The organism is Pontibacter deserti (assembly GCF_023630255.1).
GTDB classification, from domain to species: Bacteria; Bacteroidota; Bacteroidia; order Cytophagales; family Hymenobacteraceae; genus Pontibacter; species Pontibacter deserti.
Genome location: NZ_JALPRS010000005.1, coordinates 51113 through 68434, shown reverse-complemented (window position 1 = coordinate 68434; position 17322 = coordinate 51113). Strand labels below are relative to the sequence as shown.

The following is a 17322-nucleotide window of genomic DNA, read 5'->3' as shown; positions in this document are numbered from 1 at the left end:
AAGGTAAACCCAAATTATAGCTGCTTATGCCGTTCCTTTCAGCTCCTGTTGGTCAGTTAAATAGTTCATAAATAGGATTCTTAAACATCGTTATAAATGAGGTATATTTTTACCGCTTTACTGTTTTGGTGTATTACTGCAAATAGCGCATCTGCACAGCAAATACCTGAAAAATTGGTTACCGGCACGTATGCCCAAACACCGTTAACCCAGGTACTGCAAGCGTGGCAAGCACAGCAAAACGTCGCTTTTTATTATAACCCCGAATGGACGGACACAGTGCAGGTGGCTGCCAGCTTTACCAATGAGCCACTACCGCAAGCCCTGGAGCAACTACTGAAAAACTCTGGGCTGGAATTTATACTTTATGATGAAGGCTCTGTGGTGATTTTACCTTCCAGAACGAAACTGGCACAACAAAAAGCGAAGGAAGAAGCGGCAAAAGCTGTTGCCCGCAAAATAAAAGTAACCGGTACTATAAAAGACGCTAAAACCAACGAAGCCATTGCAGGAGCAAGCATTTTGCTCGAAGGCACACAAAACGGAACGCTTTCGGATGCCAATGGCAGATTTAGCTTAACTATTCCTGCCGGTGAGAGTAACCTGATTATTACTTACCTGGGGTATGAAAAAGATATCCGGAATGTATATTCACAAAAAGACGTAGACCTGCCAATTGGCATATTTACCACTTCAGAACAACTTAAAGAAGTAAAGATATTTGGCGACCGAGCCCCTGACCAGAATATAGAAAGTGTACAGTCCGGCATTACCAAAATGGACATTGCCGGCTTTAAGAAGATCCCTGCTTTTTTAGGTGAAGTAGATGTAATTAAAGGTATAAAACTGCTGCCTGGTGTTAGCTCTATTGGCGAAGCGGCAACCGGCTTTAACGTACGCGGCGGCAGCGTAGACCAGAATCTGGTGCTCTTAGATGATGCTCCCATCTTTAACAGTTCGCACCTTTTTGGCTTTTTCTCGGTGTTCAACCCCAACGCCGTAAGCGATGTTACTTTATACCGTGGTGGTATTCCGGCACAGTATGGTGGGCGTATCTCTTCGGTGCTGGATGTAAAACAGAAAGAAGGTAACTATAAAAAATTTGCAGGCAATGGTGGCATCGGTGTAGTATCAAGCAGAATGGCCCTGGAAGGCCCGATCATAAAAGATAAAACATCTTTTGTAGTAGCAGGCAGAGCATCCTATTCTGACTGGTTATTGGGGTACATGCCAAACATTTCGTTGCGTAACAGCACAGCTTCGTTCTACGACCTGTCAGCTAAATTAACACACAAGATAAACGACAAGAACAAACTATCGATTTCAGGTTACCGCAGCCGAGACGAATTTGGTCTTGCCGGCGACACCCTGTATAACTGGACCAGCACTACCGGCACCATAAAGTATTCCCGTTACTTTACCGATAACCTGGTAATGGACCTGAGCGGCGTGTACAGCAACTACGACCTGCATTACCTGAATCAAGAAGAAAATAACGCTTCAGATTACAGCAACGGCATCGAGTATAAAAACATCAAAGCTGATTTTCTTTATACCCGCGAAAAACACCAGGTAAACTTTGGTGCATCATCCATAAAATATTCTTTTAGACCAGGTGAGATAAAGCCAAATTCTGGGGAGTCGCAGATACAGCCGCTGGCTTTACCACAGGAGCAATCTGTTGAAACAGCTTTATACCTGAACGACGAATTTGCGATTTCTCCGAAGGTTACCCTAATGGTGGGGTTACGCTACTCGTTGTTCGCTAACATTGGCGCAGGCGATGTTTATACTTATGCTCCGGATGAACCTAAAAAAGAGCGAACTATAACAGATACCACCACTTATACTTCTGGCGAAATCATTAAAACTTACCAAGGGTTAGAACCGCGATTCTCGTTAAAGTATAGTCTTGATGATCAAAGCTCTGTTAAACTTGGCTATAACCGCAACCGCCAGTATGTACACCTGATCTCTAACACTGCATCCGTATCGCCGATAGATATCTGGAAAACAAGCAACACGCACATTGCCCCGCAGATCGGCGACCAGGTAAGCTTGGGTTACTTCCGCAATTTCAGCAACAACAACTTCGAAACATCTATAGAAGGCTACTACAAGCACATCAGCAACATACTGGATTATAAAGATGGTGCTAATCTTTTCCTGAACGAGACACTGGAAGCAGATCTATTACCCGGCAAAGGAAAAGCTTATGGTCTGGAAGTAGCCCTCAACAAAAAATCAGGTATAGTATCAGGGTGGATGAGCTATACTTACGCGCGCACGATGATCTCTGTGAATGGCAACGCACCTTCAGAAAAAATTAATGATGGCAATTATTATCCGGCCAGTTTCGATAAACCACATACATTTAACTTTGTAGGTAGCTACCAGGTACGCAAACGCATTGTGTGGTCCGCTAACTTTACATACAGCACCGGCCGCGCCATTACAGCCCCAACATCTTATTATATTATAGATGGCCATTTTGTACCTAACTATGGCGAACGCAACCAGTACCGCATTCCGGATTACCACCGCCTGGATCTGTCGCTAGCCATTTACACTAACTATAAGCGCGATAAGAAATGGGAAGGCAACTGGAACATCTCTGTTTACAACGTGTATTCGCGCAAAAACCCATACTCTGTGTTCTTTAAGCACAGTTATGGTTCGCCAGCACGCATGCAGAAACTATCGGTGGTAGGTGTGCCGCTTCCTTCTGTTTCTTACGACTTCAGGTTCTAACTACATAACCATGAAAACAAAGATCTATACTTTACTTCTGTTTATAGTTGCCAGCTTTACTGCCTGCATCGAACCGTTTGATATTACAGCTGAAACAGACATTTCGCGCCTGGTGGTTGATGCCCGCATTACAGACGAACCCGGTGTTAAAACAGTGCGCTTATTCTATACCGTTACCAGCGACGCCGAAGCGACGGGTAAGTTTCCGCCGCTTCGCAATGCCACAGTTGTTATCTCTGATGACAAAGGCAACACTGCAACGCTCGCAGAAATGCTACCCGGTACTTATCAGACTACCGCTATACAAGGCATAGTTGGCAACACCTATACGTTAACCATAACCACCCCCGAAGGCAAAGAATATAAGTCATCTCCGGAATTAATGGCTGCAACGCCTGCTATGGATAAACTTTATTGGGAAGTAAAGAGAAAGCAGTACATAAACGAGAACGGCAATGTTGCCTATTTGCCACCCGTGTTACAGGTATTTGTAGATACGAAAGATCCCGCCAACGAAAAAAATTATTATCAATGGAAATGGCAGGGTGTATACCAGGTTAAAACACAACCAGAAGATTATAAAGTGTTGGTCGGGCCTAACTGGGTATCGAGACCTAAAGACTGTTGCGAAGATTGCTGGGTAACCGACGACAAAACCACCACCTTAAATGTACAGGATGACCGCCTGATAAACGGGCAGGAGGTAAAACGAAAATTAGTTGCCGAGGTACCTATGAACGAATTTACCTTTGGAATAAGGCACTATATTGAGATACACCAGTTTTCGCTTTCAGAAGGAGCATATGATTACTGGAGAACCCTGAAAACACAGATATCAACTGGATCTGATGTACAGGCACCGCCACCGGCAACTGTAGTTGGAAATGTAGTTAATATCAATGATCCGAAAGAAAAGGTACTGGGTTATTTCGGAGCCAGTGCTGTTTCCAAAAGTTCATTTTTTATAACGCAGTATGATGCCGGAGTTTACTTCCCGACACTTGTTTACCCTGACGATTGCCGGGTAATACCTAACAGCACAGCTGAACGACCACTTTATTGGTAACCAACCAGTTTCTAACTATGAAATTATCTGCAAATCGCATATTAATACTGCTGTTTATACTTCTGGCTGGCACCGCTTCGGTTGGTTTTACAACTATAAGTAAGTTAGCTAACGGCGACCCAATTCTAACAGCTTTAATCGAGAAGTTCACCCGTTTTCAAAAGGCTAACCCACAGGAGAAAGTATACATCCAGACAGATAAACCTTTTTACCTTCCCGGAGATACCATCTGGTATAAAGCTTATGTGCTGGATGCTACAGATCTTACACCCTCCACAATTAGTTCTTACCTGAATGTGGTAGTTAGTGCAGCGGGTCAGTATGGTATCAAAACTCAGAAAATTAAGTTAACAGCTGGTACAGGGCAAGGCCAACTGGCTTTACCAAAAGATTTAAAAACAGGAAACTATACCCTACAAGGCTACACCAACTGGGGACGAAACTTTGCGCCAGAGTTTAGCTACTCCAGGACATTTACTGTCTACAACCCTGAAGAGAAAGAAACTACTGCTACCAATACCAGCACCCCAACTATAACTTTTTACCCGGAGGGTGGCTATCTGGTAAATGAACTTGAGAGTAAGGTGGGTTTTAAAATTACCGATATGCATGGCAATGGAACAGCATTATCAGGCAAGATAGTAGACAGCAACAACCGCCAAATCGCCACTTTTACCAGCAATGAAAACGGTATCGGTAATTTTGAATTTATCCCCAAAAAGGGAAGAACTTATAAAAGCATAGTTTATACTTCAGATGGAAAAACCATAGAGGCTACTTTGCCTACTCCGCTGAATGAGGGCCTGGTAATGCAGGTAGATAATTCAGATGAAAGTGTATGCAGCGTATCGGTTAAAAGGAGTAACAATGCCAGCAACACAACAGACAAAGTCCATTTACTGCTGGAGTCCCGCGGGGAGCTATACCTATCCGCCTCTGCGGAGTTTAAACGCTCATCGGCAATCATTCTGAATCTACCTAAAACTGAAGTACCGGAAGGAGTTGCTAAACTTACGCTCTTTAACCAGGAAGGCAAACCTGAAATAGAAAGGCTTATCTACATCAACAAGAAACAGCGCTTATCAATAGAAGTAACACCAAAACAGAAAACCTATACTTCGCGCCAACCAGTTACAGTAGATATTCAGGTAAAAGACCAGCATGGCAACCCGGTGCAGGCAAATTTATCAGTAGCAGTTACAGACCAGAAAGCTTTGCCAGCACCTGACGAAACTATACTTTCCGGTTTATACCTGAGCTCTGAAATAAACGGACTAATTGAGAAACCAGCAGCTTATTTTTCTGCGCAAGGCGATGTGAATGTTGCTGCTGTTGATAACCTGTTGCTTACGCAGGGCTGGCGACGCTTCACATGGAAACAGATAACAGAAACTGTAAACTTTGCTCCCAAACTATATCCACAGGAAAAACAGCATTTGTTTTATGCCACAATAGTAGATGCTTCAGGCAAACCGATTCCGGATGCCGTGGCGATGCTTGTATTTACTGGCCCCGGATTTATAAGTGCAGCCGGTGCTGACGAGAAAGGAAATATAAGTATGCTTTTACCTGACGCTGAGAAGAGCGGTGGCATTATCTACAATATCCTGAAGGATGACAAGCCTGTAGTTGGAGCAAAACTGGCAGTTGCACACACAACCGACCCTAGTCTTACAATAACACAAGCAGGCACAAATTACTTAACTATAGCGGCGGCCTATACTCAAAAAGCAAATGAATGGCATCGCATACAACAGGCTTTTTACGGAGATCTACCTAAACCCGAAGTTCCGGCAAAACCAACTTTTACTGCCAATTTTTCTAAGCCGACTGTTAGCTACAACATGAGCGAATACATCCAGTTCAAGAGCCTGACGGAGCTTATAAACGAGACTTTAGATCCTGTATCGCTTAGAACTGATAAAGATGGAACAGAGATTTTACTGTATAACCGCGATACCGGTAAGCGCTTTCCTAATTCACCTTTATTTCTCGTGGATGGTTACCCTACTTTTGATAACAAAACGATACTTAATATACCGATGAGCAGCATCCGTAAACTGGAGGTATATAACACTGTTCAGGACCTGAAGCTGTTTGGGCACGTGCAACTGGTTGGAGTAATGGCGCTATATACCAAGCCTAATTCGTATAATGCAGCTCGTCTGGTGCAAAATGCTTTTCCGTTCGAAGGTATTTATACTTCGCGCGAGTTTTACCAGCCAACTGCAGATATGGCCAAACCTAATAAACCGGTTTTCAGACCAAACCCTTATTGGCAAGCCTCTGTAAAAACCGATAGCAACGGCCGGGCAAGCATTACTTTTAATACCCTTGACGATCTTTCTGATTTCAGGATTATAGTAGAAGGTATAAGTATGACAGGTACTCCGGGAGTGGGGGAAGCAACATATACTGTAAGAGCAAACGAACTATAGTTTATGCTCCGCACCCTATTCCAGCAGATCCCATACTTCACCCCGGAAGACATAGCTGCGTTTGAGCCGCTCTGGAAGAAGCAGGTGCACCTTAACCGCTATGATTTCCTGATACGGCAGGGGCAGGTAGAGCAGGGGTTATACTTTGTAACCAGCGGTGCGCTCCGCATTTACTACCCCTTACCCGACGAAGATATTTGCGTAGGCTTCGGTTACCCGAATACGTTAATGATCTCATTTCCGTCTTTTGTAGATGGCAACCCCTCGGCATACTACATTCAGGCACTTAAAAGGAGCGAACTGCTTGGCATCAGTAAACCCGACCTTATGAAGCTGATGGAAGAACGGCTAAATATAAAGCGTTTCTGGTATGAGCAACTGGAGAAAGCCTTAGTAGGCAAAATAGAGCGCGAAGTAGACCTGCTGCTGCCCGAGCCGGAGCAACGCCTGCAACGGGTAATGCAACGCAGCCCGCACCTGTTCCAGTACATCCCTAAAAAGTATATTGCCTCATACCTGCGCATGTCGCCCGAAACACTGAGCCGCATTAAATAAAGTATAGGCTAAATTTTAAAAGCATAAAAAACCGGAGAACAGCTGTCGCCATTCTCCGGTTTTACTTTTAATTGTTAAATCTTAAATAGTATTGGCGTAAGTTACCAGTTTAGCCAGATCATTGTCTTCACGGATGTTTAGCTTATTGTCTTTGATATACTTATCAAGTGCAGCTGTATCTTTTCCTAATGCCTCAAATACAGCTTTTTTGTTTTTGCTAATTTTGGTAAGCTTACCATCTGTAGCTAAATAATATCTTACACTCTCCTTATACATCTTTGTCTTTGTTATAGAGTTGTCTTCACGCTCTTCTACAATAGACTTCGATATTCTTTTTAATAGTTGCGTTTTACCGTCAGCTAATACTTCATAAAAAGCGGCAGGGCCAATACCATCTGTTAGCGGGTAACCATTACGGAAAGTGCGCTCGTCTACAATTACATTATTAACTTCTTCCTGAAGGATAAATTCCTGAACCGGGTGAAGGAACTTCTGCCTCTGCTCACCATCAGCTTTAAAGATAAGCATATCCTTTGTTTGGTCGTACATCAGGTTCATACCTTCATATACTACACCATTTGTTAATTTAACTGAACCCTTAGACCAATCTTTGTATAGGTAAGGAGAACCTTTTACTAGCAGATTGCCTTTGCCAAATGCCTGCATTGACTCACCATCAAGAGAGATATTGATACCCTGAGCCATTGATGTACCAGCGAAAGCGCAGATTGCAATAAAAGCTAGTGCTACTTTTGATAAAAATTTTTGCATTGCCGTTTAGTTTAAAGTTGTTTCATAGAAATGACAAGAAAGGTATAAAAAAACCTTCAATTTTACTAAACAAAAATAGAGCCAATACTATATTTTAAAAGTTAATTTTATTGAGAATTGATACAATATTTTATTTTAACTGTTATATAAATCTTGATCTCAGTCAAGGACTGGCACTTGTAACCTGCAGTAACTTTGTGGTGTACAAAATAAAACCATACCGCCATGACTACATTAGACCAACTATCGCAAACCATCAGCAGCCTTGCACAAGTAGTAACCGCAGAGTTCTCAACTATAGATAGCAGCGCTCTGAACTATAAACCGGCACCAGAAAGCTGGAGTATACTGGAGTGCCTGGAGCACCTGAACCGCTACAGCCGCTACTACAACCCTGTCCTTGCCAAAGCCATTGCCAATAACTCTGATGGCAACTATGTCCCAAGTATAACTTATAGTTGGCTCGGCATAAAATCGTTGGATATGGTGCGCCCGCAGAACGGCAAAAAGCATAAAACCGTGAAGCATATGAACCCAGCGAACAGCCAGCTAAGCCAGGCAACTATAGATGAGTTTCTGAAGCATCAGCAGGAGTTACAGCAATTGATTTTACGTGCTAAAAGTGCCAACCTGAATAAAAAAGCTGTTCCGGTAGAGTTTTTTAAGTTGCTGAAACTCCGCATTGGCGAAACACTGGAGTTTGTGGTTACACACCAGGAGCGCCACGTGCAACAGGCTTTAAGAGTAAAGCAGGAGTTAAGCAGTAAAGCTGCTGCATAAATTCAGTGATCGGTTAACACTACGCAGCAGGCAGGGTATGAGTGTAATTGTTTCTACACTCAAATAACAGCCAATCTGAGCGCAGCAAGTTGCAGCATTAAACGCAGTTGCTGTTAAATGTTTATTGATAACTGTTAACTGTTATTACTACTTCTTCCTTTTCGCCGGTATTCATATCTACTTTAAAGAGTTGGTGGCTGTTGGTACTGGTTACCCATAGGTGCCCGTTCAGGAAGATCAGGTCGTTTGGTTCGTGCAAATTATTGGCTAAAGTATGGATGCGGCCCCGGCTCATATCCAGTACTTTTATTTTGCCGTTGTAAGTATCCGCAATATATACGTCGCTGTCAATTATCTCTAAACCTACGCAGTGTTGCAGCAATGCATCATCTACATCACCATCCACATCTCCAAAATCGAAGAGTCCTCTGCCCAATGGCGTTAGCACCATACCTGTATCCAGGTTAACTGTTCTGATGGCACTGGCTTCAGCGTCGGCAACATACAGTACATGGCCATTTATAGCTAACCCACTAGGTTGATTAAAAGCTGCCTGACGTAACGGGCCGTCTGTTAAAGCTTCGCGGCCGGTACCGGCAAATCGGTATACTTTGTCTGTTTCCAGGTCCATGCGAAGTATCTGATGGTTACCGGCGCTGGCTATAAACATACTTTGCCCATAAATAAACAAGTCCCAGGGACTGTTGGGGTTTACCGGTTCGTCATACCTTTCATCCAGGAAATAATACTCCAGCTCTCCGGTGCCTGCTGCTGTAGTTACCATCCTGTGTTTTAGGTCTACTTTCCGGATGGCGTTGTTCTTGGTATCGGCAATGTAAAGTGTACTGTTGTGCAGGGCCAAGCCATGAGGTTCGTAAAATGTAGAATCAGCATAGCCTCCGTTATTAAACCCTTGTTCACCGCTCCCTATAATTTCCAGCACCTGCCCCTGCTGGTTTAGTTTGAGTACACGGTTGTTTCCACTATCCGAGAGGTAAATATTACCTTCACCGTCGCTAATGAGTTTGGATGGAAAGTATAAAACTGATTCTGGCTTACGCTCCACGTGGAAATTAATTGGCTCATAGTTCAGCACATCCTTAAAGTCATTTTTCAGGCGCTGTATGTATGGGTGCACTGTATCATAAACACCTTCGCCGGCATGTTGCCCTACTACTTTTCCGTTCGGGTCTATTAAAACTATAGTTGGCCAGGCCTTCACGCCATATTGGTCCCAGAGTTTATAGTTTGCATCATTTACCACCGGGTGCTCTATTCCGAACTTAAGTATAGCCTGCTTTATAGTTTCACTTCGTTTCTCGGCATCAAATTTCGCTGAATGCACCCCGATTACCACCAGCACGTCTTTATACTCTTCTTCCAGGCGCTTCAGGTCGGGCACAATATGCTGGCAGTTAATACAGCCAAAAGTCCAGAAATCCAGCAGCACAATTTTACCCCGCAGCTCTTTAATAGACCAGTCCCGGTCGGTGTTCAGCCAGCCATGGCTAGTGGTAAGATCCGGAGCATTTACACGACCTGTCAGCATAAGTTATAGTTGGTTGGTGTTTTATAGTTACAGGGTTGTAAGGGTAAAGGTTATTGGCTATATTTTATCTTTAGAGTATAGTTTATACTTCTTCGTTACAAGCTATCTTTTCATAGTCTCCTTTAATCCTGGGAGCTCTATTCACCTACAGTTTTATAGTTCCCTTTGGTGCGCTCACGGCCGCGAGGCCTCGTCTTCGGGCATCGCGCTGCTGATTTGAAGCTTCACTCGCCCTGCTCGTGATGCCTTCGGCACCGCAACAAATCAAAGGCGCTCAACCCAAAGACTGATATCTTTCGATAGCTAATTTATAGTTCATCTGAACTGTTGTTGCCTTTAGCTTTGCTCGTGGTTATAGTTCCGTAGGGACAGGTCGCGACCTGTCCGCTCATGGTCTGTAACTATAGAACTATAATGCTAACTAAAGCAAAGGCAGAAAGTCCCCCTTTGAAGGGGGCGGGGGGATGACCAACAGTAACTATGAAACCCAGATTTCTCCCGCTGGTCGAAATGACAAAAGAAGCAGTAGCATAAACTCCCTCTCCTGTTTTGGGGGCAGGGGCCCTCTTTAAAAGGAGAGGGCTGGGGTGAGGTAGAACTCCCCGCCTTAGACAAGGAGGGGTTGGGGGTGGTTGGATAACGGCAATTATAAACTCAACTATAGCTAAGGCCAAATCCTGAAAATCCTGATTCTGATAATCAGCAACCAACAATCACAATTTATTTTATCGTAAATTTGTGTAAACAGTGGCAACTATGGCAGAAACCTATACTTCAGATTTTGGAACGATCCTGCTCTTTTTGGTGGGTGGTGCCATATTTGTGGTGATTGGTCTGCTTACGGCAAAGCTTATTCGCCCAAGCCGCCCCAATGCCGAAAAGCTGACTACCTACGAATCTGGAGAAGAGCCTATTGGTAACTCATGGGTGCAGTTTAATCCGAGGTTTTATGTGGTGGCGCTAATCTTCATTATTTTCGATGTAGAGCTGGCTTTCCTGTTTCCGTGGGCAACGGTGTTTGGTCGTCGCGATCTGATAGAAGCGACAAATGGGGTATGGGGTTGGTTCTCGCTTATTGAGATGTTTATTTTTATTGGTATACTGGTATTAGGCTTGGCTTATGCCTGGGCAAAGGGCCACCTCGACTGGATAAAGCCTGCCCCGGTTATACCTAAGAGCCGCTCAAAAATACCCATGGAACTATACCAGCGCGTAAACGAGAAGTATAGCGATAAGACAACACAAGAAGGGCAGCAGACAAACGAACTATAGTTTACCCAAGCATTAAACATTACTTATTACTCATTACTGTGGATAAAACCGGAGAAGGTGGCATTGTAATTACCAAGCTGGACGACCTGCTGAACTGGGCACGCTTAACGTCGCTGTTCCCGATGGGTTTCGGCCTGGCTTGCTGCGCTATTGAAATGATGGGTGCCTACGCTTCGGGTTACGACCTGGACCGTTTCGGCATTATTCCGCGGGCTTCTCCAAGGCAGTCTGATGTAATGATCGTGGCTGGTACAGTTACCTTTAAAATGGCCGACCGCGTGCGCCGATTGTATGAACAGATGCCCGAGCCACGTTATGTTATATCGATGGGAAGCTGCTCTAACTGCGGCGGACCTTATTGGGAGCACGGTTACCATGTGGTAAAGGGCGTAGACAGGATTATACCTGTGGATGTGTACGTACCCGGCTGCCCGCCACGCCCCGAAGCCCTGATCGGTGGCTTCCTGAAACTACAGGAGATCATCCGGAAAGAAACCATACGCGCCCCACGAGCCGTGCAGCAGATAATGGCAAAACGTACGCAGCAAGTATAAGTATTCAGTTATTCAAAATTCACTCATTCAAAATTAAAGGATGACCTTCAGGGAATTACAGGATTTTATAGTTGTAAAGTTTGGGGCTGAGGTTATAGTTGCTGAGAAAACTGACAACCTGCAGCCTTACCTGGTGCTGCAAACAGAGCGCCTGGCCGACGTATGCCTGGAACTCCACGACAACGAACAGACTTACTTCGATTTCCTTTCCTGTGTTACAGGTATAGATAATGGTCCTGAAGCCGGTACCATGGAAGTGGCTTATAATTTATACTCCATCCCGTACGACCATCACCTGATGCTGAAGGTACAGGTATCGCGCAACGCAGAAGGCGAACCTATACCTGTTGTACCGACTGTCAGCCACATCTGGCGCACTGCCGACTGGCACGAACGTGAAGTATTTGATTTAGTAGGTATCCTGTTTAAAGATCACCCGGACATGCGCCGTATACTTTGTGCTGCCGATTGGGAAGGCCACCCGCTTCGCAGAGACTATAAACTGCAGGATTACTACCACGGCATAAAAGTACCTTACGACGACCACAACGAGAACAGCGGCTTCCGTGGCGAACCTGTAAAGCTTACACAGCAACCACCCGCTGAACAATTTCCGGATAAGCGGGAGAAACCGGAGTAGGTGTTAAAGCAACTATAAAAGTACTATTGAAATAGGGTGCGACGTTTGCCACTCCTGTATAGTAAGAACCCAATCACCAGGTAAAGTATAACTGCCATTGCAATCGGGGCCTCTTGCTCAGCATACCAGATACTGCTATTCTTAAATAACGGATTGGTAACCATACTAAACAGCAGAAACGAGCCAAAAACCAGGGCAGGGGAAAGTATGATAGCAATAACCCGAAGCAAAGCGCCACGATTTATAGTCAGGTAATACCCTATACCTGTAGAGCCTACCAAAAGTAACACGATACCAATTTTCATGAGCAGTGCCGCAGCACCGGTAGTAATAACCTGCCCATTCGTGGAAATAATAACGGCTAGCTTTATAGCCCAGGCCACAGCACCTCCTATCAGGAGCAAACCTGCTACCTGTACCCATCTTGAAAAAAGTAGTTTCAATTGCATAAATAGTTGGTTATAGTTTCCAGATAAGCGGGAGTAAGCATCAGAAAGAGGGCTACCAATTATACTTTGATAGCCTTCTTTTATACTTTATTATTCGTTACTGCACGTTTTTAAAGAAGGTTGGGGAGTTACCATAAAGCGGTGTGCTGCCATTCCATTTTTCGATAAACTGCTGTTGTATAAGCAACGGTGTAAGCGTGCGTTGGCGCAACTCGTTAGCTTTAGCTTCTGCTTCGGCTTCCACTATCTTTTTACGGGCCTGTGCTTCGGCAACTTTCAATTCATTCTCAACCTGCAGGGCCTGCTGCACGGCACGGTTCTTCAGATTTACGGCTTTCACTATTTCATCCGGGTACTGCAAGCCGCTGGTCATCTGCTCCAGGTCAAAACCTTCTTTACCCAAGGCATCTCCAAGCGCAAGTTGTACCTTATCCTCAAAGCTCTGGCGGTTAGAGATAATGCTGTCGGTGCTATACTTGTTGAATTGAATACGGAAAGCATCGCGGGTATAGTTGTAAAGTGTTGTTTCTGTGATCAGGCCTATCTCTTTGCGGTACTTACTGAAAATACGTGGGCTCTCACCGGGCATTACCCTGAACGAAATGGTAGGATCGACTGTAAAAACAGAACCATCCTTCGCATTTACCGTGAACGGAGCATAATCCACTGTCTGCACAAACGTCGGGAACTGGTATACTTCTTCGGTAAACGGGTTGTACCATACACGCCCTGTTACCAGGCTCACGTCCTGAACACCTTTGTCGGTGCCGTATAGTTTAACCAGTATGCCTTCGTGGCCGGCATCAATGCGGGTGCACGAGGTCATGGCGGTTACAGAGAATACAAGTATAAGCAGGCCTGCAATGGCCCAGGTTAGAATTTGGCGGTTCATTAAGCTTTAAATTTGGAAAGGGTAAAACGGATAACTATAAAATTAACAACTATAAGCACAGCCAGCAGCACCAACCCAACTATAACCGATACATCCGAAGGCTTCCGAATCAGTCCCACTACTTCGGTGTAAGCGAAAATATCAGCGATCAGTAAAAGGGCAAGTATAAGCAGGTATTGGGGTTTCATGGGGAGTATTTTATAAAGACAATATAGAGAAAACATTTTATTATTGCACTTCTTCCAAGTAAATCGTCGGGCAGAAAGTATGGAGATATTGCCGATTATGCACTTGACTTTGAGAACAGGCGAGCTTCTGATAAAAGCCTGAATTTGTCACCCATGTTTAATTGAACCGCTTCGGCGCGAGCTGCTTATGCAATATTCCTTTCAGCTAAATAAGGCCTGTGCGGTCGGAATTTCCCAAAAGGGCATGTACTCTGTCCAGCCGAAGAAGAATGAGAAAAAAATGTGTATGAAAGGCGCCGACAGAAAGCTTAGCAGCAAGTACAAGATCGTTTTATTCTTTTTTAGTTTCAGGACGAACGGCGGCATCAAGACTGTCATCAGCATGGGAATCGGGTAGTAGATGTACCATGGCAAACCCCAGGACGCGCCGTATTTACCAAACAACATCCCCACAACGACCACCCAGATAGAGAGCAGCACAACCGTGTATTTTTTTCGCACAAACTCCTGCCTTGGCAAGACAGCCCTTATCACGAGAAAGAAGACAAGCAAAGAGGTAAAAATCATCACCGGGAAATGCCAATCTGTATTCATACTTTGAGCAGTGTAGTACTATGAAGGATTTATGGATTTTGGTTCGTGCGCTGCTATTTGTTCTGAAGTAGATAAAGTACGAGCACGCACTAGCGAGGCTATAACCGGCTTATTTATAATTTAGTCCTTTTACCTAAATCGTCTACTTTGTATTCAATACCATTTTCAATGAATAACCCCTTGGTTCTGCCACTGTATTTATCACGACCATGTTTTACATCAATTTTGATGACTTTACCCTCGTAATCTGCGGTAATGTCGCTTACAACATTATGACCTACAACCATTTTAGAGGCATCATAGAATTTTAAGATCTGTTCAGCTTCATCTTGTGTTGTTGAGTGGTAAGAAGCATTAAAAGGATCGTGAAAGGCAAAAACTCCTGCAATAAGTATGTTCATGGCGTAGCTTCTGTCCCAGTAGGGGCTGTCGAACGAATTCAATACTAGCCTTTCTTTTTCATCCAATTTCAGTTCTTTAGTCCGAATCCCATAATACTTCCTGGCTATCGTGTTTATTTCCTGGATGGTCAGGTTCTCTTCTATAAGCTTTGATTTAATACCCGCATGCACAAAAATATAATCGCCGATCTTTTCAACTACATTTTTACTTCGCAACCATCTACCTAACTCCGACTCTGCCGAGAATAAGTATTTCCCTGCCTCTTCCCAGTTTTGCTTACCACTCATTTGCTTGGCAGCAGCAACGTATTTAGTATCTGTATCAGAGTTATCGCCATACAGATTCATTACTTCATGGTTGCCAATAATGTAGTGCACTTTTCCACCCGCTTTCTCGGCCTTCTCTTCCAGCATATAAATCAGCCAAAGTACCTGCGTTACCTCACTTCCCCGATCTACAAAATCACCATTAAGCACTAAATGACCTTTCCCAAATGTCCAATTATACTTTTCGTCCATAACTCCATTCTTAACAAGGAAACTATAGAAGGCATTAAAATTACCTTCTATATCTGAAATGGCTATAAGCTTATCTGGCATCTTATAGTTATCCGCTTCTGTATGGTAAGTACCTCTTAAAGAAAAGTGAAAGGCATCGCGGTCTTCGTTATTAACATTTACTTCTACTGGCTGACGCATGTCAAATGCCTTCTTTATTAGCTTATTGTTGGCACTGACAGTAAATGATTCAGAAGTATAAATATAAGGTCCATCTATACCATCTAATTTTACTTCAACAGGTTTATTCAGGGCAAATTCAATTTCTTCATCATTGATGAAAGCATCGATCCCTGACCAGTAAATAGGATACTCATGATCTGTTTCGTCAACATAAGCATGTCCAAATATCAAAGTAGTTAATACCCAATAGCCGCAAAGCGTAATAATGCTCCACCTAAAAACTACTTTAATAACCTTCTTATATATTTTCATGATTTATGAGAGTTGTCAATCTGCTAAGCATTATCTAGAGGTGGGGTAAACAGGTACCAATACTTTACTAATGTACAATATTCATTCAATATTATATAAGCTGAATACTATATATTTTAGATACAACCCTATTGCAACAAACCCCTGCATAATTCCTCCATTTTTCCGAACTTTGGCAATCATTAATTATTTCGCACTTGAGCCAGTCAACCATCTATAAAGAATACCTGCTGCAGTCGGAGCCGAACAAGTTTAGTTTGGATGGCCTGAAGGCGGGCGAGATGATTGTGAACATGGGGCCGCAGCACCCGAGCACGCACGGCGTTTTGCGCCTGGAGGTAATTACAGATGGCGAAGTGATACAGGAAGTGTCGCCGCACGTGGGCTACCTGCACCGCTGCTTCGAGAAGCACGCCGAACACATGGCCTATAACCAGACCATCCCCTACGTAGACCGCATGGATTATCTGGCTGCCATGAACTCGGAGCACGTCTGGTGTATGGGTGTAGAGAAACTGATGGGTATTACCGACCAGATCCCTAAAAGGGTAGAATACATACGCGTGCTGGTAACGGAGCTTAACCGCATTGCGTCGCACTTTGTAGCTATCGGTACTTACGCTATCGATATCGGGGCATTTACACCGTTCCTGTGGCTGCTCCGCGACCGCGAGCACATTCAGCGTTTGCTGGAGTGGGTTTCGGGCGCACGCATGCTGTACAATTACATTTGGGTAGGTGGTTTGTATTACGACCTACCAATCGGTTTTGAGGAGCGCTGCCGCGAGTTCATCAATTACCTGCTGCCAAAACTCGATGAGCTGGATACTATACTTTTAGAGAACAAAATCTTTATAGACCGCACTGCCAACGTAGGTATACTGCCTTTAGATGTAGCTATAAACTATGGCTGCTCCGGCCCAATGCTGCGTAGTTCCGGCTTAAAGTACGACCTGCGCCGCATAGATGGCTATAGCGTTTATCCGGAACTGGAATTTGATATTCCGATAGGCAAAGGCACCGTAGGCACCACCGGCGATTGCTGGGACCGCAACTATGTTCGTGCTTTAGAATGCCGCGAATCAGCCAAAATTATACTTCAGTGCCTCGACCGCCTGACCGGCGACTATAAACGCACCCCCGATTTTGACCCACAGGCTGCCTGCCCTAAAAAGCTGCGCATGACCGGCACACAGGAGCTATACTTCCGTGGCGAAACTCCTCGCGGCGAACTGGGATATTTTTTCCGGACTACCGACAAAAGCGACGTACCTTTCCGTTGCCACGGCCGCTCTCCGTGCTTCTCAAACCTGTCTGTACTTTCTGAAATCTCGCGTGGCTGTATGGTTGCTGACCTTATTGCAATTATGGGTTCAGTAGATATTGTACTAGGCGAGCTGGACAGATAAGAAAAGTTTTAATGCAACAG

The 17322-nt window shown here is 44.3% G+C and carries 16 protein-coding genes; 9 read left to right on the top strand and 7 right to left on the bottom strand.

Annotated features, from left to right (window positions below; translation table 11 throughout):
- Positions 1-96 precede the first annotated feature (96 nt).
- The 4 genes from MJ612_RS17875 to MJ612_RS17860 are packed head-to-tail and all read left to right on the top strand — an operon-like array spanning position 97 to position 6810.
- Positions 97-2751 carry a TonB-dependent receptor gene (locus MJ612_RS17875; RefSeq protein ID WP_187033920.1) on the top strand — a complete coding sequence of 885 codons (2655 nt, stop codon included), beginning with the start codon at positions 97-99 and terminating at the stop codon, positions 2749-2751.
- Between the two features lie 10 nt (positions 2752-2761).
- The gene (locus tag MJ612_RS17870; protein WP_187033919.1) at positions 2762-3817 is read left to right on the top strand and encodes a DUF4249 domain-containing protein; all 1056 of its coding nucleotides are present in this window, start codon (positions 2762-2764) and stop codon (positions 3815-3817) included.
- 17 nt (positions 3818-3834) lie between these two features.
- On the top strand, positions 3835-6255 hold the full coding sequence (locus tag MJ612_RS17865; RefSeq protein WP_187033918.1) for an MG2 domain-containing protein: 2421 nt from the start codon (positions 3835-3837) through the stop codon (positions 6253-6255).
- A 3-nt stretch (positions 6256-6258) separates the two neighbouring features.
- Positions 6259-6810 (top strand): Crp/Fnr family transcriptional regulator, encoded by a 552-nt coding sequence (locus MJ612_RS17860; RefSeq protein ID WP_187033917.1) that lies wholly within the window; start codon positions 6259-6261, stop codon positions 6808-6810.
- 81 nt (positions 6811-6891) lie between these two features.
- On the opposite strand, the gene MJ612_RS17855 is transcribed toward MJ612_RS17860, so the two are convergent.
- Positions 6892-7581, bottom strand: a complete 690-nt coding sequence (locus MJ612_RS17855; protein WP_187033916.1) for a hypothetical protein — start codon at positions 7579-7581, stop codon at positions 6892-6894.
- Positions 7582-7806: 225 nt separating this feature from the next.
- Between MJ612_RS17855 and MJ612_RS17850 the strand changes: the two genes are divergently transcribed.
- Positions 7807-8361 carry a DinB family protein gene (locus MJ612_RS17850; protein WP_187033915.1) on the top strand — a complete coding sequence of 185 codons (555 nt, stop codon included), beginning with the start codon at positions 7807-7809 and terminating at the stop codon, positions 8359-8361.
- A 121-nt stretch (positions 8362-8482) separates the two neighbouring features.
- Here the strand turns inward: MJ612_RS17850 and MJ612_RS17845 are convergent, their stop codons facing one another.
- Positions 8483-9910, bottom strand: a complete 1428-nt coding sequence (locus MJ612_RS17845; RefSeq protein ID WP_187033914.1) for a thioredoxin-like domain-containing protein — start codon at positions 9908-9910, stop codon at positions 8483-8485.
- A gap of 756 nt (positions 9911-10666) precedes the next feature.
- Here MJ612_RS17845 and MJ612_RS17840 point away from each other — a divergent pair.
- The 3 genes from MJ612_RS17840 to MJ612_RS17830 are packed head-to-tail and all read left to right on the top strand — an operon-like array spanning position 10667 to position 12376.
- The gene (locus MJ612_RS17840; RefSeq protein ID WP_187033913.1) at positions 10667-11182 is read left to right on the top strand and encodes an NADH-quinone oxidoreductase subunit A; all 516 of its coding nucleotides are present in this window, start codon (positions 10667-10669) and stop codon (positions 11180-11182) included.
- Positions 11183-11214: 32 nt separating this feature from the next.
- On the top strand, positions 11215-11736 hold the full coding sequence (gene nuoB / locus MJ612_RS17835) for an NADH-quinone oxidoreductase subunit NuoB (RefSeq protein WP_187033953.1): 522 nt from the start codon (positions 11215-11217) through the stop codon (positions 11734-11736).
- Positions 11737-11776: 40 nt separating this feature from the next.
- A complete protein-coding gene (locus tag MJ612_RS17830; RefSeq protein WP_187033912.1) occupies positions 11777-12376 on the top strand; it encodes an NADH-quinone oxidoreductase subunit C in 600 nt (199 codons plus the stop codon).
- A gap of 23 nt (positions 12377-12399) precedes the next feature.
- Here the strand turns inward: MJ612_RS17830 and MJ612_RS17825 are convergent, their stop codons facing one another.
- From MJ612_RS17825 to MJ612_RS17805, 5 genes are all read right to left on the bottom strand, one after another.
- A complete protein-coding gene (locus MJ612_RS17825) occupies positions 12400-12825 on the bottom strand; it encodes a hypothetical protein (RefSeq protein WP_187033911.1) in 426 nt (141 codons plus the stop codon).
- Between the two features lie 97 nt (positions 12826-12922).
- On the bottom strand, positions 12923-13717 hold the full coding sequence (locus tag MJ612_RS17820) for an SPFH domain-containing protein (protein ID WP_187033910.1): 795 nt from the start codon (positions 13715-13717) through the stop codon (positions 12923-12925).
- On the bottom strand, positions 13717-13905 hold the full coding sequence (locus MJ612_RS17815) for a hypothetical protein (protein WP_187033909.1): 189 nt from the start codon (positions 13903-13905) through the stop codon (positions 13717-13719). Before MJ612_RS17815 ends, MJ612_RS17820 begins: the two co-directional genes overlap by 1 nt.
- Before the next feature lie 201 nt (positions 13906-14106).
- Positions 14107-14499, bottom strand: coding sequence for a hypothetical protein (locus MJ612_RS17810; RefSeq protein WP_187033908.1), 393 nt, complete (start codon positions 14497-14499; stop codon positions 14107-14109).
- A 113-nt stretch (positions 14500-14612) separates the two neighbouring features.
- Positions 14613-15893, bottom strand: a complete 1281-nt coding sequence (locus tag MJ612_RS17805; RefSeq protein WP_187033907.1) for a metallophosphoesterase — start codon at positions 15891-15893, stop codon at positions 14613-14615.
- Positions 15894-16090: 197 nt separating this feature from the next.
- Here MJ612_RS17805 and MJ612_RS17800 point away from each other — a divergent pair, with 197 nt between their 5' ends.
- Entirely contained in the window at positions 16091-17302 is a 1212-nt protein-coding gene (locus MJ612_RS17800) for an NADH-quinone oxidoreductase subunit D (RefSeq protein WP_187033906.1), read from the top strand.
- The last annotated feature ends 20 nt before the right edge of the window (positions 17303-17322 follow it).

Bases quoted from the DNA above. Each gene is read 5' to 3' on its own strand.
- MJ612_RS17875 (WP_187033920.1), top strand. From the start codon at position 97: ATGAGGTATATTTTTACCGCTTTACTGTTTTGGTGTATTACTGCAAAT.
- MJ612_RS17870 (WP_187033919.1), top strand. From the start codon at position 2,762: ATGAAAACAAAGATCTATACTTTACTTCTGTTTATAGTTGCCAGCTTT.
- MJ612_RS17865 (WP_187033918.1), top strand. From the start codon at position 3,835: ATGAAATTATCTGCAAATCGCATATTAATACTGCTGTTTATACTTCTG.
- MJ612_RS17860 (WP_187033917.1), top strand. From the start codon at position 6,259: ATGCTCCGCACCCTATTCCAGCAGATCCCATACTTCACCCCGGAAGAC.
- MJ612_RS17855 (WP_187033916.1), bottom strand. From the start codon at position 7,581: ATGCAAAAATTTTTATCAAAAGTAGCACTAGCTTTTATTGCAATCTGC.
- MJ612_RS17850 (WP_187033915.1), top strand. From the start codon at position 7,807: ATGACTACATTAGACCAACTATCGCAAACCATCAGCAGCCTTGCACAA.
- MJ612_RS17845 (WP_187033914.1), bottom strand. From the start codon at position 9,910: ATGCTGACAGGTCGTGTAAATGCTCCGGATCTTACCACTAGCCATGGC.
- MJ612_RS17840 (WP_187033913.1), top strand. From the start codon at position 10,667: ATGGCAGAAACCTATACTTCAGATTTTGGAACGATCCTGCTCTTTTTG.
- MJ612_RS17830 (WP_187033912.1), top strand. From the start codon at position 11,777: ATGACCTTCAGGGAATTACAGGATTTTATAGTTGTAAAGTTTGGGGCT.
- MJ612_RS17825 (WP_187033911.1), bottom strand. From the start codon at position 12,825: ATGCAATTGAAACTACTTTTTTCAAGATGGGTACAGGTAGCAGGTTTG.
- MJ612_RS17820 (WP_187033910.1), bottom strand. From the start codon at position 13,717: ATGAACCGCCAAATTCTAACCTGGGCCATTGCAGGCCTGCTTATACTT.
- MJ612_RS17815 (WP_187033909.1), bottom strand. From the start codon at position 13,905: ATGAAACCCCAATACCTGCTTATACTTGCCCTTTTACTGATCGCTGAT.
- MJ612_RS17810 (WP_187033908.1), bottom strand. From the start codon at position 14,499: ATGAATACAGATTGGCATTTCCCGGTGATGATTTTTACCTCTTTGCTT.
- MJ612_RS17805 (WP_187033907.1), bottom strand. From the start codon at position 15,893: ATGAAAATATATAAGAAGGTTATTAAAGTAGTTTTTAGGTGGAGCATT.